The sequence below is a fragment of the Bacillus paranthracis genome (genome assembly GCF_001883995.1).
GTDB lineage: Bacteria > Bacillota > Bacilli > Bacillales > Bacillaceae_G > Bacillus_A > Bacillus_A paranthracis.
The window spans coordinates 1-24,144 of sequence record NZ_MACE01000078.1 but is presented as its reverse complement, the minus strand read 5'-3'; the positions used below and the strand labels follow the sequence as shown (position 1 = coordinate 24,144).

The 24,144-nt window shown below is 35.6% G+C and carries 26 protein-coding genes; 1 reads left to right on the top strand and 25 read right to left on the bottom strand.

The window, feature by feature from the left end; all coding sequences use genetic code 11:
• Window positions 1-129: 129 nt before the first annotated feature.
• From mfd to metG, 16 genes are all read right to left on the bottom strand, one after another.
• Window positions 130-3,660 (bottom strand): transcription-repair coupling factor, encoded by a 3,531-nt coding sequence (mfd, locus tag BAQ46_RS25770; RefSeq protein WP_071743057.1) that lies wholly within the window; start codon window positions 3,658-3,660, stop codon window positions 130-132.
• Window positions 3,661-3,765: 105 nt separating this feature from the next.
• Window positions 3,766-3,990 (bottom strand): anti-sigma-F factor Fin, encoded by a 225-nt coding sequence (locus BAQ46_RS25765; RefSeq protein WP_000399440.1) that lies wholly within the window; start codon window positions 3,988-3,990, stop codon window positions 3,766-3,768.
• 70 nt (window positions 3,991-4,060) lie between these two features.
• The gene (gene pth, locus BAQ46_RS25760; protein ID WP_001979768.1) at window positions 4,061-4,621 is read right to left on the bottom strand and encodes an aminoacyl-tRNA hydrolase; all 561 of its coding nucleotides are present in this window, start codon (window positions 4,619-4,621) and stop codon (window positions 4,061-4,063) included.
• Window positions 4,622-4,693: 72 nt separating this feature from the next.
• Window positions 4,694-5,647: a ribose-phosphate diphosphokinase gene (locus BAQ46_RS25755; protein ID WP_000107420.1), complete on the bottom strand. Its 954-nt coding sequence runs from the start codon at window positions 5,645-5,647 to the stop codon at window positions 4,694-4,696.
• A gap of 18 nt (window positions 5,648-5,665) precedes the next feature.
• A complete protein-coding gene (glmU, locus tag BAQ46_RS25750) occupies window positions 5,666-7,045 on the bottom strand; it encodes a bifunctional UDP-N-acetylglucosamine diphosphorylase/glucosamine-1-phosphate N-acetyltransferase GlmU (RefSeq protein WP_000071036.1) in 1,380 nt (459 codons plus the stop codon).
• Between the two features lie 321 nt (window positions 7,046-7,366).
• Entirely contained in the window at window positions 7,367-7,660 is a 294-nt protein-coding gene (gene spoVG / locus BAQ46_RS25745) for a septation regulator SpoVG (RefSeq protein WP_000454041.1), read from the bottom strand.
• Window positions 7,661-7,812: 152 nt separating this feature from the next.
• Window positions 7,813-8,187 carry a RidA family protein gene (locus tag BAQ46_RS25740; RefSeq protein ID WP_000869808.1) on the bottom strand — a complete coding sequence of 125 codons (375 nt, stop codon included), beginning with the start codon at window positions 8,185-8,187 and terminating at the stop codon, window positions 7,813-7,815.
• 122 nt (window positions 8,188-8,309) lie between these two features.
• Complete coding sequence (gene purR, locus BAQ46_RS25735) at window positions 8,310-9,158, bottom strand: pur operon repressor (RefSeq protein WP_061131940.1); 849 nt, start codon at window positions 9,156-9,158, stop codon at window positions 8,310-8,312.
• 54 nt (window positions 9,159-9,212) lie between these two features.
• Window positions 9,213-10,082, bottom strand: coding sequence for a 4-(cytidine 5'-diphospho)-2-C-methyl-D-erythritol kinase (gene ispE, locus BAQ46_RS25730; protein WP_000772094.1), 870 nt, complete (start codon window positions 10,080-10,082; stop codon window positions 9,213-9,215).
• A gap of 196 nt (window positions 10,083-10,278) precedes the next feature.
• Window positions 10,279-10,458, bottom strand: a complete 180-nt coding sequence (gene sspF, locus BAQ46_RS25725) for an acid-soluble spore protein SspF (RefSeq protein ID WP_001985066.1) — start codon at window positions 10,456-10,458, stop codon at window positions 10,279-10,281.
• Window positions 10,459-10,549: 91 nt separating this feature from the next.
• On the bottom strand, window positions 10,550-10,810 hold the full coding sequence (veg, locus tag BAQ46_RS25720; protein ID WP_000044349.1) for a biofilm formation stimulator Veg: 261 nt from the start codon (window positions 10,808-10,810) through the stop codon (window positions 10,550-10,552).
• Window positions 10,811-11,048: 238 nt separating this feature from the next.
• Window positions 11,049-11,912, bottom strand: a complete 864-nt coding sequence (gene yabG / locus BAQ46_RS25715; protein WP_001173738.1) for a sporulation peptidase YabG — start codon at window positions 11,910-11,912, stop codon at window positions 11,049-11,051.
• 110 nt (window positions 11,913-12,022) lie between these two features.
• Window positions 12,023-12,901: a 16S rRNA (adenine(1518)-N(6)/adenine(1519)-N(6))-dimethyltransferase RsmA gene (gene rsmA, locus BAQ46_RS25710; RefSeq protein WP_000651552.1), complete on the bottom strand. Its 879-nt coding sequence runs from the start codon at window positions 12,899-12,901 to the stop codon at window positions 12,023-12,025.
• Window positions 12,898-13,455 carry a ribonuclease M5 gene (gene rnmV, locus BAQ46_RS25705; RefSeq protein WP_071743055.1) on the bottom strand — a complete coding sequence of 186 codons (558 nt, stop codon included), beginning with the start codon at window positions 13,453-13,455 and terminating at the stop codon, window positions 12,898-12,900. The genes rsmA and rnmV overlap by 4 nt, the downstream gene beginning before the upstream one ends.
• Window positions 13,456-13,671: 216 nt before the next feature.
• Window positions 13,672-14,439 (bottom strand): TatD family hydrolase, encoded by a 768-nt coding sequence (locus BAQ46_RS25700; protein ID WP_000895831.1) that lies wholly within the window; start codon window positions 14,437-14,439, stop codon window positions 13,672-13,674.
• Window positions 14,440-14,605: 166 nt separating this feature from the next.
• The gene (metG, locus tag BAQ46_RS25695) at window positions 14,606-16,588 is read right to left on the bottom strand and encodes a methionine--tRNA ligase (RefSeq protein WP_061131938.1); all 1,983 of its coding nucleotides are present in this window, start codon (window positions 16,586-16,588) and stop codon (window positions 14,606-14,608) included.
• A 519-nt stretch (window positions 16,589-17,107) separates the two neighbouring features.
• On the opposite strand from metG, the gene abrB reads away from it, so the two are divergent.
• Entirely contained in the window at window positions 17,108-17,392 is a 285-nt protein-coding gene (gene abrB, locus BAQ46_RS25690) for a transition state genes transcriptional regulator AbrB (RefSeq protein WP_061131937.1), read from the top strand.
• Between the two features lie 20 nt (window positions 17,393-17,412).
• On the opposite strand, the gene rsmI is transcribed toward abrB, so the two are convergent.
• The 9 genes from rsmI to BAQ46_RS25645 form a co-directional block, all read right to left on the bottom strand.
• The gene (gene rsmI / locus BAQ46_RS25685; protein ID WP_061131936.1) at window positions 17,413-18,288 is read right to left on the bottom strand and encodes a 16S rRNA (cytidine(1402)-2'-O)-methyltransferase; all 876 of its coding nucleotides are present in this window, start codon (window positions 18,286-18,288) and stop codon (window positions 17,413-17,415) included.
• A complete protein-coding gene (locus BAQ46_RS25680) occupies window positions 18,257-18,547 on the bottom strand; it encodes a GIY-YIG nuclease family protein (RefSeq protein ID WP_000414340.1) in 291 nt (96 codons plus the stop codon). Before BAQ46_RS25680 ends, rsmI begins: the two co-directional genes overlap by 32 nt.
• Complete coding sequence (locus BAQ46_RS25675; protein ID WP_001055351.1) at window positions 18,534-19,274, bottom strand: tRNA1(Val) (adenine(37)-N6)-methyltransferase; 741 nt, start codon at window positions 19,272-19,274, stop codon at window positions 18,534-18,536. The genes BAQ46_RS25680 and BAQ46_RS25675 overlap by 14 nt, the downstream gene beginning before the upstream one ends.
• A 120-nt stretch (window positions 19,275-19,394) precedes the next feature.
• Window positions 19,395-19,745 carry a DNA replication initiation control protein YabA gene (gene yabA / locus BAQ46_RS25670; protein ID WP_000412056.1) on the bottom strand — a complete coding sequence of 117 codons (351 nt, stop codon included), beginning with the start codon at window positions 19,743-19,745 and terminating at the stop codon, window positions 19,395-19,397.
• 14 nt (window positions 19,746-19,759) lie between these two features.
• Window positions 19,760-20,587: a PSP1 domain-containing protein gene (locus tag BAQ46_RS25665; RefSeq protein ID WP_000272429.1), complete on the bottom strand. Its 828-nt coding sequence runs from the start codon at window positions 20,585-20,587 to the stop codon at window positions 19,760-19,762.
• A gap of 5 nt (window positions 20,588-20,592) precedes the next feature.
• Window positions 20,593-21,576 (bottom strand): DNA polymerase III subunit delta', encoded by a 984-nt coding sequence (gene holB, locus BAQ46_RS25660; RefSeq protein WP_000169574.1) that lies wholly within the window; start codon window positions 21,574-21,576, stop codon window positions 20,593-20,595.
• A 35-nt stretch (window positions 21,577-21,611) separates the two neighbouring features.
• Window positions 21,612-22,238, bottom strand: coding sequence for a dTMP kinase (gene tmk / locus BAQ46_RS25655; RefSeq protein ID WP_000677231.1), 627 nt, complete (start codon window positions 22,236-22,238; stop codon window positions 21,612-21,614).
• A gap of 1 nt (window position 22,239) precedes the next feature.
• Complete coding sequence (locus BAQ46_RS25650) at window positions 22,240-23,661, bottom strand: aminotransferase class I/II-fold pyridoxal phosphate-dependent enzyme (RefSeq protein ID WP_061131935.1); 1,422 nt, start codon at window positions 23,659-23,661, stop codon at window positions 22,240-22,242.
• 72 nt (window positions 23,662-23,733) lie between these two features.
• Complete coding sequence (locus tag BAQ46_RS25645) at window positions 23,734-23,913, bottom strand: sigma factor G inhibitor Gin (RefSeq protein ID WP_000842028.1); 180 nt, start codon at window positions 23,911-23,913, stop codon at window positions 23,734-23,736.
• Window positions 23,914-24,144: the final 231 nt, after the last annotated feature.

Sequence of the window (24,144 nt, the reverse complement as noted above, 5' to 3'; positions counted from 1 at the left end):
CTGCCTCACTTTCTACTGATGATGAAAGTGGTGAATTTACCTGTTCATGTAAAAATCACCAACTGTTAGACATAGTATTTTACACATTAGTTCTTCTATGCACGTCGAATTGCATTTTTTTATCTAATATTAGGCATTTATGACTTCTTTTTTTACATCTGGCAAGCCTTTTAATAAATTTTCAGCAATTGTTAACCACTTCGATGTCTCTAAGCCATTTGTTTTCATGACGATTTTCAATTGTGATCCTTCCATTCCTAGACCGATCATTCGTCCAAAACTATTTCCAAGCATGAATAATTTTCCGCCATCAATGTTTTGACTCGCTTGTTCTGAGAACAGAATTGTTACTTCAAATTTATTTTGCTTAATTAATTCAATTTGTTCTTTCATTGCTAATACTTTAATATTTGCGATTTGCAATAAGTAACCAACTTCTTGCGGGTAATCACCAAATCTATCTATCATCTCTTCCTGCAACTCTTCAATATCCTCAATTGCAGAAACACCTCTAAACTGTTTATACATCATAATTTTTTGTTTACTATCAGAAATATAAGCATCCGGTAAATATGCATCTACTTCTAAATCAATTTCAACATTAACTGTATTTTCAACTCCGTCTGTTCCTCTACGCTGTTCAATTGCATCTTTTAACATTTGAGAATATAAATCAAATCCGACAGAATCAATAAATCCATGTTGTTCGGCTCCTAACAAGTTACCAGCACCACGAATTGATAAATCTCGCATCGCAATTTTGAAACCAGATCCAAGCTCTGTGAACTCCTTAATGGCTTGCAGGCGCTTCTCCGCAACTTCCGATAACACTTTATCCCGTTTGTATGCAAAGTAAGCATATGCAACACGATTAGAACGTCCAACACGCCCACGAAGCTGATACAACTGCGATAATCCCATACGATCTGCATCAAATACAATTAATGTATTTACATTTGGAATATCTACACCCGTCTCAATAATCGTTGTACTTACAAGAACATCATGCTGTCCTTCTAAAAACGATAGCATAACAGACTCTAATTCACTCTCGTTCATTTTCCCATGTGCATAAGTTACACGCGCATCTGGAACTAACATCGAAATTTCATCTGCTTTTCGTTCGATATCCTCTACACGATTATATAGGAAGTAAACTTGACCACCTCTTGCAAGCTCCCGTTCTATCGCTTCTCGCATTAATGCTGGATTATACTCTACTACATATGTTTGAACCGGGAAACGATTTTCCGGCGGCGTCTCAATAACAGATAAATCACGCACACCAAGCATAGACATATGGAGCGTACGCGGAATCGGAGTTGCCGTTAATGTTAATACGTCAACATTTGCTTTTAATTGTTTAATTTTTTCTTTATGCGTTACACCAAATCTTTGTTCTTCATCAATAATAAGAAGACCTAAATCTTTATAAGTAACATCTTTAGATAAAATACGGTGCGTTCCGATTACAATATCTACTGTGCCATCTTTTAAACCTTTAATTGTTTCATTTTGCTGTTTTCTCGTACGGAATCTACTTAATAATCCTATATTGATTGGATAATCTTGAAAACGCTCTCGAATTGTTTCATAGTGTTGTTGTGCAAGGATCGTTGTCGGCACTAAAATTGCAACTTGTTTTTCATCCATAATTGCTTTAAACGCCGCACGAATAGCTACTTCCGTCTTTCCATATCCTACATCACCACAAAGAAGCCTATCCATCGGACGTCCACGTTCCATATCCTTTTTAATCTCTTCAATAGAACGTAATTGATCCTCTGTCTCTTGATACGGGAAAGAGGACTCGAATTCTTGTTGTTCTGCCGTATCCGGTGTATATGCATAACCCTTTGAAGCTTCGCGCTCAGCATATAGTTTAATTAGGTCATCCGCAATGTCTTGTACAGATTTTTCAACTTTCGTTTTGACCTTCTTCCAATCATTCCCACCTAATTTATAAACTTTCGGATCCTTACCCTCAGATCCTACATATTTTTGCACTTGGTCAATTTGTTCAATTGGAACGTATAACTTATCATTACCTTGATATTTAATATTCAAATAATCTTTATGAACACCGTTAATCTCTAATGTTTCAATACCTAAGAATTTACCTATACCATGATTTACATGAACTACATAATCCCCAACTTTTAATTCCGAATAACTTTTAATACGTTCAGCATTCGATAACTTTTGCTTACGTTGTGATTTTTTAACTTTCTTATGAAAAAGCTCTTTTTCAGTAATGACAACAAGCTTTTGCATCGGCATTTCAAATCCTGCATGTAAATCACCTACAGCAATTTGTAACCTTCCAGGCAATAATATATCTGTACCTTCTACAATATCTGCCTCAATATCATAATCACTTAAAATATGTTGTAGTTTTTTCACACGTTCATCATCTGTACCTAGCACAACAGTCGTAAAATGCCCTTCGTTCCATCTATCAATTTCAGTTTTCAACAACTGCATCTGCCCATGGAAATCTTGCATTGTTTTACATGTCACATTCACAATGTTTTGTGGATGTGTATGTGCTATATGACGTAAGAATAACGTTAAATATACAAAGCTTCTTTTTTTATGATGAAGAAATTCTTCAAAGGAATGAGAGAAAGTTAAATCTTGAATAATTGTTCCCTCACCAAGAAGGGATATATACCATTCCGCCTCTTCTGTTTCAAGATGTGATGCTGTTTCTTGAATACGTGAAATCTCATCTAAAATCACAACACCATCTTCTGGTAAATAATCTATCAGACTAGCAGGTTCGTTATAGAAAATAGATAAATATTTAAACATCTGTTCTATACTTTGCCCGTTTTTTAACATCTCAATTTCATGACTTACCGTCTCAAGCACTGTAGTCTTCAACTTATCATCAGAAAGTTTTTGCATCGTCTTAGTCAGGCCTTCTTCAAGATGCTTAATTCCCGATTTCAATTCTTCCTGCGAAAATAAAAACTCTGTTGCTGGACCAAATCTAACACTTTCTTTTTTATCTTGAGAGCGCTGTTCATCCACATCAAATAATCGAATAGAATCGACTTCTGTATCGAAAAATTCAATACGAAATGGTAACTCTTCAGTTAGTGGATATATATCTAATATTCCCCCACGCAAACTAAATTCTCCAGGAGCTTCTACCATAGACTTACGCTCATAGCCAATATGATGTAAGGTATGCAAAAATGTATCTAAATCAATCTCTTGCCCTAGACTAATTTCGATTTGCCTTTGCTTCCACAACTCTTTCATTGGTAAAAATCTGCGTAGTCCTGCAACTGGTGCTACAATAATCCCATGCTCTCCTGCAGCTAAGCGATTTAACACTTCAATACGTTGCGCCTTCAATTCTGGGCTTGCAACACCAAGTTCTGATGCTATCAATTCATTTACTGGATATAGCCATACATCTTTTTCACCAAGTAACGCCACTAAATCTTCATGTACTTTTTGTGCTTGATATAAATTATGCGTCACAATAAGTTGTGATTTTTTTGTTTTTTTATATAAGGCCGCCATTAATAACGAACGAGAAGAGGTTGCCATACCTGATACAAGTTGCTCTTTTAAACCATCTTCTAATCCATTAATGACCGATTGGATCTCTTCATTTTTATAAAATTGCTCTAATAAACCTATCATTTTCAAAACCCCTCTCAACATAAAGAGCAAGCCACTATATTTTATGCAAATATTTCGGAAAAAGAAAACAGAAAAATGCTTTGGACATGCCAAAGCGACAACATTTTATTGCAGAAATTTTTCATATTCATAATACTCAGGATAAGATGCGAGCGTTTCTTGACACAATTCACAAATCGTTTTTATATATATATTTCCATTCTCATGAAAATGAATCATTTCTACTACTTCTTGCTCTGTTAGTTGAAATAAAACGTCGCTATATACTTTTTCTGCGGTAACGGAGCCTACATTACTCCCGCAATGTCTGCAATAATAATACCCTTCCATACTAGCCTCCTAAAAATCCAATTACTGCTAGTATGGGTAAAAATAAAATAAAATATTCCCAATCGTACTCTTAACTATTGAAAGTATTCATAATTTGAAGAAAAGGTTTATTTAACCATTCTTCACATGCATCTGCTGCTTTTTCAATAGAATGATTTACATCAGGAATCTCTTCTGATGTAAAACGTCCTAATACGTAATCTACTACCTTCATTCCATTTTTCGGACGATCGATTCCCATGCGGATACGTTGAAACTCTTGTGTTCCTAAATGTGAAATTGTTGATTTCACACCATTATGTCCACCCGCACTGCCTTTCATACGAAGGCGTAATTTACCTACAGGGATGTCTAAATCATCGTACAGAACAACGAAGTCCTCTACATCAATTTTATAGTAATCCATTAACGGACGAATACTTTCCCCAGATAAATTCATATATGTAAGTGGCTTTAATAAGATTACTTTTTCTCCATTAACAAATCCTGCACCAAATACTCCTTTAAACTTTTGTTCGTTCAAAGAAATATTCCAACGCTTTGCAAGTTCATCAATCGCCATAAATCCAATATTATGCCTTGTTAATTCATATTCTCTACCTGGGTTCCCAAGTCCTACTATCAATTTCATTCTTGTACCACTACTTTCTTTTTTCGATACGAAAAGACGTAACCAATCTTGGTTACGTCTCATTCTATCCAATTAATTGAATAATACACTTACAGATTCTTCTTCGTATACACGAATGATTGCTTCTCCGATTAGCGGAGCAACTGAAAGTTCATGTACTTTGTCGATTTTCTTCTCTTCTGGTAATACGATAGAGTTCGTTACAACTAACTCTTTAATATTTGAGTTTTGGATACGCTCAATTGCTGGACCAGATAATACTGGGTGTGTACAGCAAGCATATACTTCAGAAGCACCGTTCTCAACAAGAGCGTTTGCTGCTAATGTAATTGTACCAGCTGTATCAATGATGTCATCAATTAAAATTGCTGTTTTACCTTCAATATTACCGATAATGTTCATTACCTCAGATACGTTCGGACGAGGACGACGCTTATCAATAATAGCGATTGGTGCTTTTAGGCGATCTGCCATTTTTCTAGCACGAGTTACTCCACCGTGGTCAGGTGACACGATTACGATATCTTTAAGACCTTTTGTTTCAAAGTAATCTGAAAGAATCGGTACACCCATTAGGTGGTCGATTGGGATATCAAAGAACCCTTGAATTTGTGGAGCATGTAAATCTAGAGTGATTACACGAGTTGCACCTGCTGTTTCAAGCAAGTTTGCTACAAGTTTCGATGTAATTGGTTCACGAGAACGCGCTTTACGGTCTTGACGCGCATAACCATAGTAAGGAATAACAATATTAATTGTTTTTGCAGATGCACGCTTTAATGCATCGATCATAATAAGTAATTCCATGATATGTTCGTTTACTGGGAAGCTTGTAGATTGAATAATGAATACATCGCAACCACGGATACTTTCTTCAATGTTAATTTGAACTTCTCCATCACTAAAACGATCAACAGAACATTTTCCTAGTCCTACTCCAATATGCTTTGCAATTTGCTCAGCAAGTTCCTTATTAGAGTTTAAAGAGAATACTTTCAAATTAGAATTTAGATATTGAGTCGACATCTAGATTAACCCTCCACATTATGATTTTTTCTTATTCAGCAATTGATCAACATAGTCTTCTTTGTTAACTTGACGTGCACGTGCTACAGATAATGCTTTTGATGGAACATTCTCTGTAATTGTAGAGCCTGCTGCCACATAAGCACCATCTTCAACTGTTACAGGAGCAACAAGGTTTGAATTACATCCAATAAATACCCCGTTACCAATCACAGTTTTAAATTTATTCTTACCGTCATAGTTCACCGTAATTGAACCACAACCAAGATTCACGTCTTCTCCAACTTGTGCATCCCCGATATAACTTAAGTGTGAAGCTTTACTTCTATTACCAAAAACAGTTTTTTTGATTTCCACGAAGTTTCCAACGCGTACTTCATCTCCAATAACTGAATCTGGGCGAATATGTGCAAATGGGCCAACCGATACTTCTGTACCAAGCTTACTATCATGTACAGTAGATTGACGAATTGTCGTACGATCTCCAATTTCACTATCGCGAATTACTGTATGCGGTCCAATCTCACAATCAGAACCAATTACAGTGTTCCCCTCAATAATTGTTCCTGGATGAAGAACTGTATCACTACCGATAATTGCATCAGCAGAAATATACGTGTTACTTGGATCAATAATAGTAACACCATTTACCATGTTCTTTCGGTTGATACGGTTTTTCATAATAATTTCCGCTTGCGATAGAGCGACTCTGTCGTTAACACCTAACGTTTCATCGAAGTGCTCTGTTTGATAAGCTGATACAATATGACCTTCATTTTTTAAAATTTCAATAACATCTGGCAGGTAATATTCACCTTGTACGTTATCATTTGAAACTTTAGAAAGTGAAGCGAATAAAGCTTTATTATCAAAACAATACGTACCTGTATTGATTTCTTTAATAGCTAATTCTTTCTCATTTGCATCCTTATGCTCAACAATCTTTTCAACATGACCATTCTCATTACGAACGATACGACCATATCCAGCAGGTTCTTCTATGTAAGCTGTTAATACCGTTGCCATTGCCCCTGCTTCTTTATGTTGCTGAAGTAATGCTTCCATCGTTTCAGCAGTTATTAGCGGTGTATCACCACAAATAACTAAAGTTGTTCCTTCTTCGTTTGCAAGTACACTTGCAGCTTGATCTACGGCATGCGCTGTACCAAGTTGTTCTGCTTGTAATGCAAACTCACTTACGTTTCCTAGCTGTTCTTGTACCATTTCAGCACCATGTCCTACGACTGTTACAAGTTTCTGCAATCCTAATTGAGATACTTGATCGACAACATGTTGTACCATAGGTTTTCCACATACAGGATGAAGCACCTTGTATAGCTTAGACTTCATACGTGTGCCTTTACCTGCCGCTAGAATCACTGCAAATCTGTTTGACATATAGACCCTCCATCGCAACCTATTTATCCATTAACGATATTATCCTAAATCATCATATATTTCAAGAAACACATTTTAACTATTAAATTTTACCATAATTCTTATAAGATGTTTTACTCTTTAGTATCTTTTTTAAGAAATAAGCTATACTATTTAAAATGATTTTGAAAAAATTAGAAGTTCCCCTCTTTATTTTATTTAATTCGGAATTTTCTAAACGAGATATATGTATAAACACAAAAAACAAACCCCTGTAAATGCTTACAGGAGTTTGTTGCAAAATTATAGGGCTTCCTTTAAAAAGCCCTTTTCATTCGAATTTTACGAAGCGCCCGCTTCTTCAAACTCAACCTCTTCTAACTCGCCTAAACGATGATACTCTGTTAAAACCGCATCTTGAATTTTAGAGCGTGTACCAGAATTAATTGGATGTGCAATGTCACGGAATTCTCCATCTGGAGTACGTTTACTTGGCATTGCTACAAATAATCCATTATTACCATCAATTACACGAATATCATGAACAACAAATTCATGGTCTAGAGTAATAGAGGCAATTGCTCTCATGCGGCCTTCTGTGTTTACGCGGCGTAATCTTACGTCAGTCACTTCCATCTTGTGTTCACCACCCTTTTCTAAATAAGCGATATATTTGTATAAATTCCACAAAATTTCTATTTTCCCTTTAATTTTTTAAAAATTTTTAAGATAAAAATTTTTAGTGTAATTGAATATAGAGATTAGTGGAGGTTATCGCTTACAAAGAATTACTTAACTAGGGCAATTACTTCAATTTCAACTGAAACATCTTTCGGTAATTTTGCTACTTGTACGCAAGAACGAGCTGGCTTATGAGCAGAGAAATAAGATCCATATACTTCATTAACAGCATTAAAATCATCCATGTCTTTTAAGAATACTGTTGTTTTTACTACCGTATCAAATGAAGCACCTGCTTCTTCTAATACTGCTTGTAAATTTTGAAATACTTGCTCTGTTTGTACTGTTACGTCTCCTGCTACAAGCTCTCCACTTGCAGTCAACGGAATTTGTCCTGAACTGTAAAACATATTATTTACAATAATCCCTTGTGAATATGGTCCAATCGCTTGTGGTGCATTGTTTGTTTGAACAACTTTCATACTTTTCACCCTTTTATTATTTATTTTTACTCTTTAAAAATAGTGCACGAAAAGCAGTTTGTCCATCTATTTTATAACTTATAAATAGAATAAAAAAAGATAAAGCTATTTGCTTTACCTTTTTACTCAGCCTCTACAAGCCCTTCATCAAATGGTGCCAGTGAATAATTTCCCTTTTCCACTTGAATCGCTTTTTCTTTCACATCAACTTCCGATAGACGAATTAATGATACAAAATTATTAATTAGTCTTTCTTCAATATCCGTAGACTCTACTAATACACCAATACCAACAACATTAGCTTTAAACTCTTCTAACATACTCATCATACCTTGAATGGTTCCGCCAGCTTTCATGAAGTCATCAATAATTAAAACATTGGATCCTTCTGGAAGGCTACGCTTCGCTAACGTCATTGTTTGAATTCGCTTAGAAGAACCTGATACATAGTTAATACTAACAGTGGGGCCTTCTGTTACCTTATTATCTTTTCTTGCAATCACTACCGGTACATCTAAGTAGTTCGCCACTGCATATGCAAGTGGGATCCCCTTCGTTGCCACCGTCATAACTGCATCAATTGGTTGCCTAGCAAAAACAGAAGCAAACAAACGACCTGCGCCATTAATATGACGAGGATTACTTAAAAGATCTGTCATATATAAGTAACCACCAGGCAAAATACGATCTGGATTTTCAAATAAGGTACACAGCTCACCAATAATTAGATCTGCCTCTTCTTCACTTATATATGGTATATATTTCACTCCTCCTGCTGCTCCTGGTATCGTTTGCAATGTGCCGACCCCTTGTTGTTCAAACGTTTGCTTAATAATAACTAAATCTTCACTAATAGAAGACTTAGCTGATTGATACCTTTCAGCAAAAAAAGTGAGAGAAACTAGCTGACGAGGGTTTTGTAACAAGTAATAAGTCATATCGACCAATCTTGTACTTCGTCTAATTTTCATACTCTCACCTCAAATCACGAATATTCTAAACAAATCATAACGTATTATACGTCTTTATTCAAGCGTTTCTCGCTCTCCTAATAAACGTACTGCGTATACTTGTTCACAAAATCCTTTTAATCCGTTATATATACGATGCATTCGCGAATCATGGTGCACAAGACCGAATACAGTTGGACCACTACCACTCATTAATACGGCATCTGCTCCAAATCGCTTCATCTGTGCCTTAATACGTGCAACTTCAGGATGCATCGCAAACGTTACATCTTCTAAAACGTTACCGACAGTATCACAAATCCCTTTGTAGTCTCCAGCATTTATGACATCCACCATTTTATCTACATTTGGATGTGTAACTCGATTTAACTTTAAATTTCCATACACATCAGCAGTAGATACACCAATATGGGGTTTTGCTAAAATAACCCAACAAGAAGGTGGAGTTTTTATGTGCTCAATCTGCTCCCCTCTTCCAGTGGCAATTGCTGTCCCACCATATACGCAAAACGATACGTCTGACCCAATTTCTGCGCCAAGCTCTGCTAACTGATCAATTGTAAGCCCTAAATTCCATAATTTATTAAGACCACGTAATGTCGCTGCTGCATCACTACTTCCACCCGCTAATCCAGCTGCTACTGGAATCGTTTTTTCAATAGTAATAGATACACCTTTTTTCACATTAAACTTCTCTTTTAATAATTTCGCTGCTTGATAAGCCAGATTTCTTTGGTCGTCTGGGACATACCGATTATGGGATAAAATTTCAATACGGTCTTCTGCTAATTCCATTAGTTCTAAACGATCCGCTAAATCAATTGTTGTCATAATCATTTTCACTTCATGATATCCGTCTTGTCTTTTTCCCAGTACATCTAACGACAGATTAATCTTTGCTGGTGCTTTCACTAGTAGCTTCAATCTATTCACCCACTCTATGTACTCAATCTTTTATCGTTTATTTTACCATAAATTTATAGTAAGACGATGACACTTCCCTAATTATAACGAAAAGCATTCAGAATGAAACTACTTATGTAAAATGATGGCACCTTTTATAGTACAAAAAGCCGAGGAATCACTCCTCGGCTACCGTAGCATAGAAAGTATCTTACAACTACTGGTTTTGTTTCATTAATTGCTGTTCTGCAATTTCTATAGCACGTTTCACCATGTTACCAGCATCTTTCGCACGAATTCCGCCCCATCCTTCTTTCTGAACAACATCATAAAAGCCCAACTCTTTTGCAAGCTCTTCTTTAAATTGATTCGACATGACACCTCTTCGTCTACTCAATGCAGAGTCCCTCCTTATTTTGCTACGGTATCATTAGTATGCAAAATAATATAGCTTTTCATTTGTGGGAATATATGTAACGATACATGAATTATAAAATCACTTCATTATGAGGTTCACCATAAAATGTTAACTCTACTGTCTCTGTTAAAACATCCGCATAACTATACGATACACGTTGTAACGCATCTTCTTGTTGATCCAGTTGTACAACAAAAACAGAACGGTACGTTTCTGCAAGTACACCCGATTGTTCTACAGTTTTTCTTCTCCCACTGTTCGCCTTTAACATCAGTCTCTGTCCAAGATGGTGATCTAATTCGCTTTTAATTTCATCTAAACGTTTTGACATATACTTCGTTACACCTCGCTGTAATTTAGATTGAACACTTAAAACACGATATATCTATCCCAATTATTAACCGCAACTCACAGACAATATCATTATAAAAGCATCATGCGTTCGAATAGATAGAAGAAATACTATATTGTAAAAGTATCATTATGTAGTCTGTGCGTTCTTGTCTCTTTTTATCCAAACTGATTTAAATCCTCTCCAAATAAAAAAGCAAGATACATATGTACCTTGCTTATTCTTCATAATGTTGAAAAGGTAATCCAGTTCGTAAAATCCCCCTCGTCTCAATCCCGCCAAGCCCCTTTTCACCAGTAATGGTATTACGTACAACATCCCATACATTAACCCTTTCCATAAATGACGTAAAACTAATTTTGCCAACCACATATACAGGATCTAGTGCGTGAATATTAATTCTAGATGGGGAACTAGCAAAATTAGCACCTGCTCGAATTAATGCTTCAAAGTGTGATTGACATGCCCCAGCAAAAATAACGAGTTGATCCAATGATGGATATTTTTTTCTCACTTCTCGAACAGCCTGTACAAAATGCCTTGAATGCCTATAGGCTGCTAAATCTCCCTTTACGCCTTTTGATTTTGTATACGCATCGTGCCCTGTAATAACTAAAATGTCCGGACGAAAATGATCTATTAAATCTACTACCTTTTCATGCATCTCTGTTTCTTTACAATGAATACCTTGTACAGGAACACCAATTTTATTATATAAATCTAGGCACTTGCGCAAATATAACGGGTCTCCATCTATATGCAAGACACGCCCTGGCATTTGAAAATAATTCACTTCACTTGTATATCCACCAGTTGAAGTGTGTTCATGCCTTTGTTTCATTAATACGTAATCTTGTTGAAACAAACGATACGTCCGCTCCATTGTTTCTTTCTCACGCTTCGCTCTCTTTTTATGTTCTCGTTGATCTATACTAATTAAATCTTCAAGTGGCGCATCTGCCACTAATCTAATTTCCTCTCCAAACAATATAGCTATCTCGCCTTTTATTTCTATAATACGAAAAAGGATATCCCTATTATGAGAATATCGTTCCACTAATTCTCCAACATGTAAAGCCATTCTCCTACCTCCAAACTCGTTAGGCCATCTTACCTGTTTTTAAAGTATGAATTTAGGAGGAGAAAGGTGACAAAAGGGACAGTTCAAATTGAACTGTCCCTTTTGTACCCTTATGATAACTTATGAAGAACTAATGCATTACTTAATGTCGCAAACTCTTCGATAGATAGCGTTTCGCCTCTTCGTTTTGGATCAATTCCTACTTCTGTTAGAATCCGATCCAACAGCTCTTTATCTTTCGGGAAACCATTTAAATTATTTGATAAATTATTCATTAAAGTTTTACGACGCTGTGCAAAACTTGCTCGTACTACTTCAAAGAAGAATGTCTCATCTGTTACTTCTACCACTGGTTTAGGACGCTTTAGGAGGCGAATAATTGCAGAATCAACATTCGGTTGTGGCACAAACACTGTACGCGGTACAGTCATAACTGTTTCTACCTCTGTATAATACTGAATAGCAATGGATAAAGAGCCATACTCTTTCGTTCCAGGCTTAGCCGCTAAACGATCCCCAACTTCTTTTTGCATCATAACAACGAATCCACGAACCGGTAATTTCTCTTCCAGCAATTTAAATAAAATTGGCGTCGTAATATAGTATGGTAAGTTAGCTACTACCATTACATCTTGCCCTTCTTCAAATTGCTCACTAAACACCTCATGTACATCTGCCTTTAGTACATCTTTATTGATAACAGTAACGTTGCCATATGGAGCTAACGTCTCATCTAAAATCGGTAATAACCTTTGATCAATTTCAAAAGCCACTACTTTTTTAGCACGCTTCGCTAATTGTTCTGTTAATGCACCGATACCTGGTCCAATTTCAATTGCACCACTTTCTGAACCAATTTCAGCGTGATCAACGATACGATTTAATACATTCGTATCAATTAAAAAATTTTGTCCTAAACTTTTTTTGAATGAAAATCCATACTTTTCAACAATATCTTTCGTACGATTTGGCGTTGCGATATCCTTCATTTTCTTTCCTCCTGTATGACTTGCTTATAAGCTTCTGCAAATGATTCTTTTGAAACTTGAAACATTTGTAAACGTTTATGTAACTGTTTTGCGTTTGTATAACCAATCTTTAATAGCTTACCCATTCTTTCTCTGCGACTCTTTGCCATTTCTCCGCCCACTAAACCTGCATCGACTAAATCGCTCCAACTGATTTCACTTGTGTAAGCTTCCATTTCTTCATGTATATTGTCTAAAGCACGGCGAATTGATTCATCAGAAGCATGTTCAATCCCGACACCTTTTTTCCTCTTAGCAAGTGCTTCTTCCTTCGGTAAAAAAGCATGTTTACATCCAGGCACCTTATCAGAAATAATTTTTCGAATACGCTCTCCAGGATAATCCGGATCTGTGAAAATAATAACGCCTCGTTTTTGCAGCGCTAATTTAACTTGTTCAATAACATGATCACCGATTGCTGAACCGTTCGTTTCAATTGTATCCGCATCAACAGCACGCTTAATCGCGACTGTATCATCTTTACCTTCTACAACGATAATCTCTTTAATTTTCATGCTTGCCTCCACACTCGTTTCGTCTCTACTTAGTAAAACAAAAAAATGACGACTTTTCCATTATTATTTTCCCCATTGTTACATTTTAAAAAATAGAATGTCCAAAACTTTGTTCTCTCTCCTTATTGTAACACTTACTCATTCACCCTCGTTTTCTCTACCACTTCTACTATTCTGTTTCTCAAAAAATAAAAAGAATGGGCTCCCCCATTCTTTTTATTCGACACCAAATAAAGCTTTTGCATTCTTAGTTGTTACTTCCGCTACCTCTTCATAAGAAATTCCTTTTAAGTTCGCAATTTCTTCTGCTACGAGTTTTACATAACTTGGTTCATTTCGTTTCCCGCGAAATGGATGCGGTGTTAAATACGGACAATCCGTCTCTATTAATAATTTCTCTAATGGAATCTCCGTAGCAACTTCTTTCGGTTTCTTAGCGTTTTTAAATGTAACTGGTCCACCTAACGAAATTAAAAAGTTCATATCAACACATCGCTCTGCTACCTCTACGCTACCGCTAAAGCAATGCATAATACCCCCTACTTCAGCTGCATTCTCTTCTTCTAGAATATCAACAATATCTTGAGTTGCATCGCGGTTATGTATAATAATCGGTAATTTTACTTTTTTCGCTAATGCAATTTGTTTACGGAATACTTCTTTCTGTATTTCTTTTGGAGACTTATCCCAGTGATAATCTAAGCCCATTTCTCCAAGTGCAACGACTTTAGGATGAGAAGCAAGTTCTTCTAACCAAGCTAAATGCTCTTCTGTCATGTCGATTGCATCAACTGGATGCCATCCAACCGCGGCATAAATAAAATCATAGGCTTCAGCTAATTCAATCGCCTTTTTTATCGTTACTTCATCAAAACCAACAACAACTGTATAAGTAACCCCCGCTTCTTTCATTCGGGCAATAACTTCTTGTAAGTCTTCTTCAAATTGCTCTGCATTCAAATGTGAATGTGTATCAAACAACATAATACATAACTCCTTTTATATTGAAATCAAATTTATTCTACGCAAATAAGCTCTTTTATAACTTAACGATAACAATACTACAATCTTAATGCAAAAATTGAGAGTGTAAAAAGAAAAAAGACGCTTCACACATGTTACACGTGAAACATCTCTTTTCTTGTCTTAATTACTTAATTTTTGTACCATTCGGTAGATTTTGGTCAATAGATGCTAATGACAATACGCCATTCTCTTCACCCGCTAAAATCATACCTTGCGATAATTCACCGCGTAATTTTACAGGTTTTAAATTTGTTACACAAATAACCTTTTTACCTTTTAGGTCTTCTGGCGAATAGAATTTTGCAATTCCAGAAACAACTTGACGCTTTTCTGTACCTAAGTCTAGTTGAATTTTTAACAACTTGTCTGCTTTTTTCACAGGTTCCGCAGATAGAACTTCAGCTACACGCAATTCTACTTTAAAGAAATCATCAATTGTAATTTCTTCTGCCTTCGGTTCTTCTTCTTTTTTCTCTTCTACTTTAGGAGCAGAGGCTTTCATTTGTTCTTTAATGTACGCCACTTCCACGTCCATTTCTAAACGAGGGAAAATTGGTTGTCCTTTTTCTACTTTTGTTCCAGCTGGAATACAGCCGATTGTAGATAGGCTTCCCCAAGATGTATGTGCTTCATCAGTCAGGCCAAGCTGAGCAAACATCTTGCTTGGTGCTACTGTTAAGAATGGCATAAGCATAATACCTGTTTGACGAAGTACTTCTGCTAAGTGAGCCATTACAGAGGCTAACTTTTCACGATCATTCTCATCTTTCGCTAATACCCACGGTTGTGTTTCGTCAATGTATTTATTCGTACGGCTAACCAATTGCCAAATTGAGCTTAGAGCTACAGAGAATTCCATATTCTCCATTGCTTCTTCAACTTTTTTCAATGTATCTTTCGCAAATGTTACTAACGTTTCATCAAATTCCGTTACATTTTCTTTAAATGCAGGGATTTCTCCGTTAAAGTACTTATCAATCATAGCTACTGTACGATTTAATAAGTTACCTAAGTCATTTGCTAAATCGAAATTAATACGCTCCACAAATCCTTCTGGTGTGAATACGCCATCAGATCCAAATGGAACTTCACGAAGTAAGTAATAACGTAATGCATCTAATCCGTAACGATCAATTAATGTAACTGGATCTACTACATTTCCTTTTGACTTACTCATCTTTCCATCCTTCATTAAAATCCAACCGTGAGCAAAGACTTTTTTCGGAAGAGGTAAATCTAATGCCATTAAAATGATTGGCCAATAAATCGTATGGAAACGAACGATTTCTTTTCCAACTAAATGCACATCTGCTGGCCAGAACTTCTTATACATCTCTTCATTTTCTGTTCCATAACCTAATGCTGTAATGTAGTTAGATAATGCGTCAACCCATACGTAAATAACGTGTTTCGGATTACCTGGAACACGAACTCCCCAGTCAAATGAAGTACGGGAAACTGCTAAATCTTCCAATCCTGGTTTAATAAAGTTATTAATCATTTCATTCTTACGAGACTCTGGCTGAATGAAATGTGGATTCTCTTCATAGAACTTTAATAGTCTGTCAACATATTTACCCATTCTAAAGAAATATGATTCTTCACGAACAAGTTCTACATCATGACCACTGTCTGGACTTTTTCCCCCAACTACTTTGTCACCTTCCATAATTGGATCTACTAATTGATGCTCTGTATAGAATGTCTCATCTTGTACAGAATACCAACCTTCATATTCATCAAGATAAATATCACCTTGATCTACTAGTTGCTTGAAGATTTTTTCGACAACATCTTTATGACGATCTTCCGTTGTACGGATAAAGTCATCATAGGAGATATCCATCTTCTCCCAAAGTTCTTTAATTCCTGCAACGATGTTATCCACATATGCTTGTGGTGTAACATTTAATTCTTCTGCTTTCTTTTGGATCTTCTGTCCATGCTCATCAGTTCCTGTTAAATAATGAACATTATATCCTTGCATACGCTTATATCGTGCCATCGCATCTCCTGCTACTGTTGTATAAGCATGTCCAATGTGTAATTTTCCACTTGGATAATAAATTGGGGTAGTAATATAAAAGGATTTGTTTTCCTTTGTCATTGTTTTGGACCTCCCGGATAACCTCATATGTATTTATAAATAGTATATCAAAAACTTATATATAAAGTGAAACTTTAATCTGTGAGGGTCTTGTTCATTCCCACAGATTATCAACCCACACCAATCGGACTTTTACGAGCAATCCGACTTCCACTTAACTTCTTTTTGGCCCAGCCGAATTTAAAATTTAGAATCTTACTACTCGTTAATGCAGGATAAAAACAAGTTCATATTTTTATATTTATCATCTATTACTCATATTTCAAGAAAATATACAGTCATTACCTATAATTTCTTGATTTTTCCGAAAATAAAGTGAAATAATAGTAGAAATTACTCAAATTCTATTATATATAAGAAGTAAGAAATCTATAAATCTTTTTAAAAAATATAGAATTAAAGAATTGACGGAAATGTAAATGATTGGTATCATATGTCCATAGGGTATTTTGTCGAAAAATGACGAATCTAAAAATAGACTCGAAACTTATAAACTATTTCTTTAGGAGGAAAAGAATTATGAAATCTACTGGTATCGTTCGTAAAGTTGATGAATTAGGTCGTGTAGTAATTCCGATCGAATTACGCCGTACTTTAGGTATTGCAGAAAAGGATGCTCTTGAAATCTATGTTGATGACGAGAAAATCATCTTAAAAAAATATAAGCCAAACATGACTTGCCAAGTAACTGGTGAAGTATCTGATGGTAACCTATCTTTAGCTGAAGGTAAAATTATCTTAAGCAAAGAAGGCGCTGAGCAAATCTTAAACGAGCTTCAAAATTATATCGAAACAGCAAAATAAGCTTCTCAATTATGAGAAGCTTATTTTTTATCGACATGATAGATTTGATATACATCGCGTTTCGACAAATCTCGATCTTTAGCGACTGTTTTTATCGCCTCTTTTGAATTCATACCTTTTTCATTTATATAATGTTCAATATGATTATATACTGAAATAGATTCCCACCATTTTTCTTCTGGAGCAGGTTCTTCCTTTGAACCAGCTACTAAAATACAAAACTCACCACGAACTTCATTTTGTTTCGTCCACTCAATTGCTTCTTCAACTGTTCCTCGAATAAATTCCTCAAATTTTTTCGTTAACTCTCGGCATAATACGATTTCTCTATTTCCCAATACTTCTTGCATCGAGATTAAAGTATCATCCAGGCGGTGAGGCGCTTCATAAAACATCATTGTAGTTTGTATGTAACGAAGCTTCTCTAACTCCATTTTTCTTTCTTTTTTATTTCTTTGTAAAAACCCATAGAAATAAAACTGTTTTGTTTCAAGTCCTGATGCAATTAATGCTGTAAGGGCTGCATTTGCCCCAGGAAGCGGGATTACATGATATTGCTCAGCTACTGCCTCGACAACAATATCATAGCCTGGATCGGAAATACACGGCATACCAGCGTCACTAACAAGTGCTACAGTCTTTCCTTCATCTAACTTCTCTAATATTTTCTTTCCACTTACTTCTTTATTATGCTCGTGGTAACTCATAACAGGCGTTTCAATTTCAAAATAATTACAAAGTTTTTTCGTTTGTCTCGTATCTTCAGCAGCAATTAAATCCGCTTCTTTTAAAATTCGGATTGCACGAAATGTCATATCTTCTAAATTTCCAATAGGAGTTGGTACTAAATATAAAACTCCCTTTTCACTTTGTTGAAAGCTTTTTTGTTGCCACATAGCGTTCTCCTTTTTGCATATATTCTTCTTTTTGTTTTCTATTTAATTGCTTAAAATAATACTCTGCTTGCATAGCTGTACGCTTATCTTCATGAAATTCTACATATTTTAAAGCAACAGGAAGTCTAGCACGCGTATACTTAGCCCCTTTTCCGCTATTATGGGTCTCAATCCGCTTCTCTATATGATTTGTATATCCAGCATAGTAACTTCCATCAGAGCACTCCACTACATAAAAACAATGCTTATTCTTCTCCATATAAAATCGAGCGAATCTCCTTTGTATATTCATTATTTTCTTCATATACAAAAAGGGGTGGCAATATTTTCAAATCTGCGTTTCCGTCCTTAATTCCTTCAATTAACAATGTATTCGCTTCTTTCCCTGCCTTAGGATAAACAAATCGTACACGCTTCGGTTCAATTTTGTATTTACGCATTAATGTAACAATATCTAATAAACGACCTGGACGATGTACAAATGCTACTTTCCCGCCTTGCTTTACTAGCTGACTACTTGCAGATACAACATCCTCTAGTGTACACATAATTTCATGACGAGCTATCGCTAAATGTTCATTCATATTTTTTTCAGAAGTTGCAGGTGTTTGGAAATAAGGCGGATTACATGTGACAACATCATATTGATGACGCCCAAGTTTCTCCGGCATATCTTTCAAATCCCCGTGTATTAAGTGAATTCTTTCTTCCAACTTATTGTATTGGACACTTCTTATTCCCATATCATATAAGCGTTCTTGAATTTCTACACCAGTAATATTCCCTTTCGTCCTTGTACTTAATAGCAGGGGCACAACTGCATTACCTGTACACAAATCAAGTAAATTACCTTTTTGAATTGGCACCCAAGCAAAGTCTGCAAGTAAAACAGCATCTAACGAGAAATTAAATACTGATGGGCTTTGTATAATCTTCAAATCTTGTGCTAATAAGTAATCTAAACGTTCATCTTCATATAAATTCATATGTTGCTCCTTTTCTTACACTTAACCTACCCTATTTCATCTTCTACTAATAAAAAACATATTCGATTCTACTCTCATGTATAAAAAATTACCTTTCCAATTATTATTGGAAAGGTAATTTCACTTTTTATTTAAAAATGACAGGCAGAATAAACAATCTCCCTCTTTACGTACACTTCCATAATGCAGATTACAAATATGAAAACCTTCTTGATATAGTCTTGCTAAATTATCGTAGCCTTCACCAATATCTGTCTTCGGCTTCACTTCTTTACGTTTTTGAGTTTTTTGTTTTTCTTTAATCTGTACTTCTTCAAAGCGGTGTCGCAAATTTTCATTTTCCATTTTTATATGTTGGTTTTCTTCCAGTAACTCTGCAAGATGTTGTTTTAATTCTCCCAACTGTTTGTATAAATGTCCAATTTGCTCTTCCATACTAGAAACCGATGCAAAAATATCTTTTTTCTCCACAAGCACCCACCTCATTAATCTGTGGTTTGACTCGAAACGACCCCTTTATTCACTAACTCATCTAACGTATATTCTACTATCCGTTCCTTGTCTACTAGTTCCACTTGAATTAATCTTTCTAAAATATTTAATCCGATAACACGGCCAGTACCATGCGGGGTTTGTATACGTTGATCTAAATCAGGAAGTTGTTCCTTTGCTGCCTCATATTCATCGTTCTCATATTTTAAGCAACACATTAAGCGACCACATAAACCAGAGATTTTTGCAGGATTTAATGATAAATTTTGATCCTTTGCCATCTTAATGGATACAGGTTCAAAATCCCCTAAAAAAGTAGAACAACAAAGCATACGACCACATGGACCAATACCACCAAGCATTTTCGCTTCATCACGAACACCGATTTGTCTTAGTTCAATTCTTGTCCTAAAAATTGCTGCTAAGTCCTTCACTAGTTCGCGAAAATCAATCCGACCATCCGCAGTAAAGTAGAAAATAATTTTATTGCGATCGAACGTATACTCTACATCTACAAGTTTCATATCAAGATTATGTTCTACTACCTTTTGCTGACAAACTTGATATGCTTCTTTTGCAGCATGTTTGTTCTCTTCAACAATGGTACGATCGTTTTCATTTGCAATGCGAATAACCTTTTTTAGTGGTAATACAACGTCGTTTTCATCAACTTGCTTTTTGGTAATAACTACTTTTCCGTATTCAATACCTCTTACCGTTTCTACAATTACAAACTCATTTTCAGAGATATCGAACTGATTCGGATCAAAGTAATACACCTTTCCGGCCTTCTTAAAGCGAACACCTACTACATCATACAAAACGGTCATCCCTCCTGCAACCGCAACACTAACTGTTCGAACACAAGCTGCGCATTTACATTAGCGTTGATTCTATTTTTTGCCTCTAATATATTAAAGAGAGCTGATACAATGCGCTTCTGAGCGTAGGAGAAAGATTCAAACATCTCTTTCTGCTCATGAAAAACAAGACGATCTTCTTCTCCAAGTTGAACATATAATAAATCCTTATAAATAAGGAGTAACATATCTAAACCTTGCTGTAATTGTTCCTTCTCTCCAAAGTGTTTTCCCCATTTTTCTTGTACAAAAAAAATAGAGGCTTTATCTTTTTCGAGCGCTTCACATAATTTTATCACTAAAGCTCGTGCTTGTGCAAACCATTCATCACTACATAAAGCTAAAGCTTCATCAAAACTATTTGTGAGTTGTGCAGCAAGTGTCGATAAAGATGTCGTAACACCTTCATCCTGTAATCTTCTAATTAAAGATTCCGTAGGTAACGGTCTAAATGTAACAACTTGACAACGAGATAAAATCGTATTTAAAATTTGATGACTTTGTTCAGTAAGTAAAATAGCTGTTGTATCACTACTTGGTTCTTCTAAAAATTTCAACAGTGTATTCGCCGCATTTGCTGTCATACGGTCTGCGTGCTCAATAACATATACTTTTTTATTTGCTTCTAATCCTGTTTTTGAAAACTCTTCTTGTAAATCATGAATTTGCTGCTTCTTAATAGACAATCCGTCTGGCTTTACAATATGTAAGTTTGGGTGGTTACCTGAATCAATTCGCTTACAATTTGTACATACATGACAAGGTTCTACCCCATTCCGCTGAGAACAGAGGAAACTCTTTGCCATTTGAATTGCTGTCGCAAACTTTCCTGTCCCTTTCCCTCCCTCTAATAAGTAAGCGTGGGATATACGCTCTTTTGCGATGCTATTCATCAACATTTTTACACCGATGGGTTGTATAGCAGAAAGCTGCTCCCACGTCTTCGTCATAATGCATACCTCACTTATTTCATTCTTTCCTTCTATTATAACAATTTATCTTCTATAACTTGAATAACTTCTTCTATAAGTTTTTCCATTGGTTGATCAGCATTTACTAATACAATACGATCCGAGAAACGTTCTACAACTTGTAAATACCCTTCACGCACACGTTTATGGAAAGTGATATCTTCCATATCTAACCGATTCACTTCACGTCCTGCATCTTTTGCAATTCGAGCTAAACCAACCTCGGGTTCAATGTCTAGGTAAATTGTTAAACTAGGCATGCAGTCTTCCGTTGCGAAACGATTGATTTCAAATACTTTATCCATACCTAACCCTCTTGCATAGCCTTGATACGCTAAAGAGCTATCTATAAAACGATCACATAATACAAGGTAATCCTCATCAAGTGCCGGCATAACTTTTTCCACTAAATGTTGTCTACGTGCAGCGGCATATAGAAGTGCCTCTGTACGTGCTTCCATCATCGTATATTCTTGCTTATGTAAAATCGTTCTAATCTCCTCAGAAATTGCAATACCACCTGGTTCTCTCGTCGCCATTACCTTTTGTTCCTTTTGTTCAAAGTATGGCAATAAACCTTGAATTAACGTTGTTTTACCCGAACCTTCTGGCCCCTCAATTGTTACAAATAATCCCTTCATCCTAAAACCTACTTTCTATATCATACACTTTCATATATTTCGTGCTACCTTGAAAACGAGCGCCTGCTCTCTCTAAATGCATAATTTGCTCTTTATGTTCTGAAGTAATTCTTTCTCCATACATAATCAATGGAATACCAGGTGGATATGGAATTACCATTTCCGCCGCTATCATCCCAACTGCTTCTTCTACAGATACTACTTTTGTTTCATATCCTTCCAGTTGTTTATATGTATACGGCAGGGGAGAAATTTCTCCTTTATAAGTATAACGAATAGATTCCGTCTTGTCTTTCACCTCATAAGGTTGCAATGCCGCCCGGATCATCTCTATAGCCTTCATATACTTCTTATCTACTTGCAAAGGCAAAATAAATAAGGCATTATATGGATCTGCCATTTCGGTATATATACCAACCTTTTCTAATACAGACTGTAATTCGTATCCTGATAACTGACAACGCGTCTGTATGGTAACTTTTAGCTCGTCTTGTAATGGATATTGTAAAATAGCTAATTGTGGGATAGAAGACAATTCTTCTTTAAATTCCTGTAAAAACTCGACAATTTCATCATGTCCCTTTTCTTTTATACGCGCTATCGTAAAGCGTGCAATATCAAGGGAAGCCATAATTGGATACGATGGACTACTAGATTGTAGCATACTTAAATAAGTAGAAACTTTTTCTTCTTTCACTAAGCGGCTATTTATATGTAAATAGGATCCCATCGTCATTGCGGGTAATGTTTTATGCGCAGAATGAACTACAATGTCTGCACCATATGCTAACGCTGACTTTGGAAATGCCCCGCCTAAACAAAAATGAGCTCCATGCGCTTCATCTACTAACACAGGAATTTTATGTGCATGTGCATAAGCGATGCTTGCCTCTAAATCCATACCCATACCATAATAATTAGGATGCGTTAAAATGAGTGCTTTCGCATTCGGATACTTTTCAATTGCTTCCTTAATAATTTCATCATGAATTCCCACTGGTACGTTATAAGCCTCATCAATCCATGGATCTAAAAAAATAGGATTTGCTCCCGCTAACTTTAAACCATTAATAATGGATTTATGACAATTTCTTTGTACAAGAACAATATCATGTTCCCCACAACAAGACAAAATCATTGCTAGATTCCCGACTGTTGAGCCATTAATTAAAAAATAACTTTTGTTCACTCCATATACATCAGCTAATAATTGTTGTGCCTCATCTATACATTCAAACGGACTATGTAAATCATCTAATCCTGACAACTCAGTTACATCGATAGATAGTATATCTTTAAACTCTCCTACCGCCTCCTGAGGGAAGTTTAAACCATTTTTATGACCTGGGACATGAAAGGATAACGGCCTTCTTTCTTTAAACTCTATTAATGCTTCATATAAAGGTATGCGATTTTGATTCATCTATATCTCTTCCTTATTATTTCATTCTTTCTCTATTATACAGAACAAAAAAAATAATAGGCATATGCCTATTTAAAAATATGATACTTCTAATTTCCGAAGCTGTTTTAAATAATATATATACTTCGGATCATTTGTTTCCGTATTCACCATGTCCTTTTCACATTCATAACATATTAAATTATTATAAACATATATCCCTTCTTTTCTTTCTGTCTCACAAACAATACAAACTTCGTTTTGTGATTTCATATCTTTCCCTCCCTATTTAATTTAAATGGACATATTTTATACTTCTATTCCTTAACAATTTACAGAAAAATATACATCGATTTCTTATATAATATGATTCATCCTTGGGCAACGTGTTTGTATTACCATTACTTCTTTTTGCATACTGTTTGAAAACACAAAAAAACACAAGTCAAAAGACTTGTGTTTTTAGTTGCTTGGCGACGTCCTACTCTCACAGGGACAAGGTCC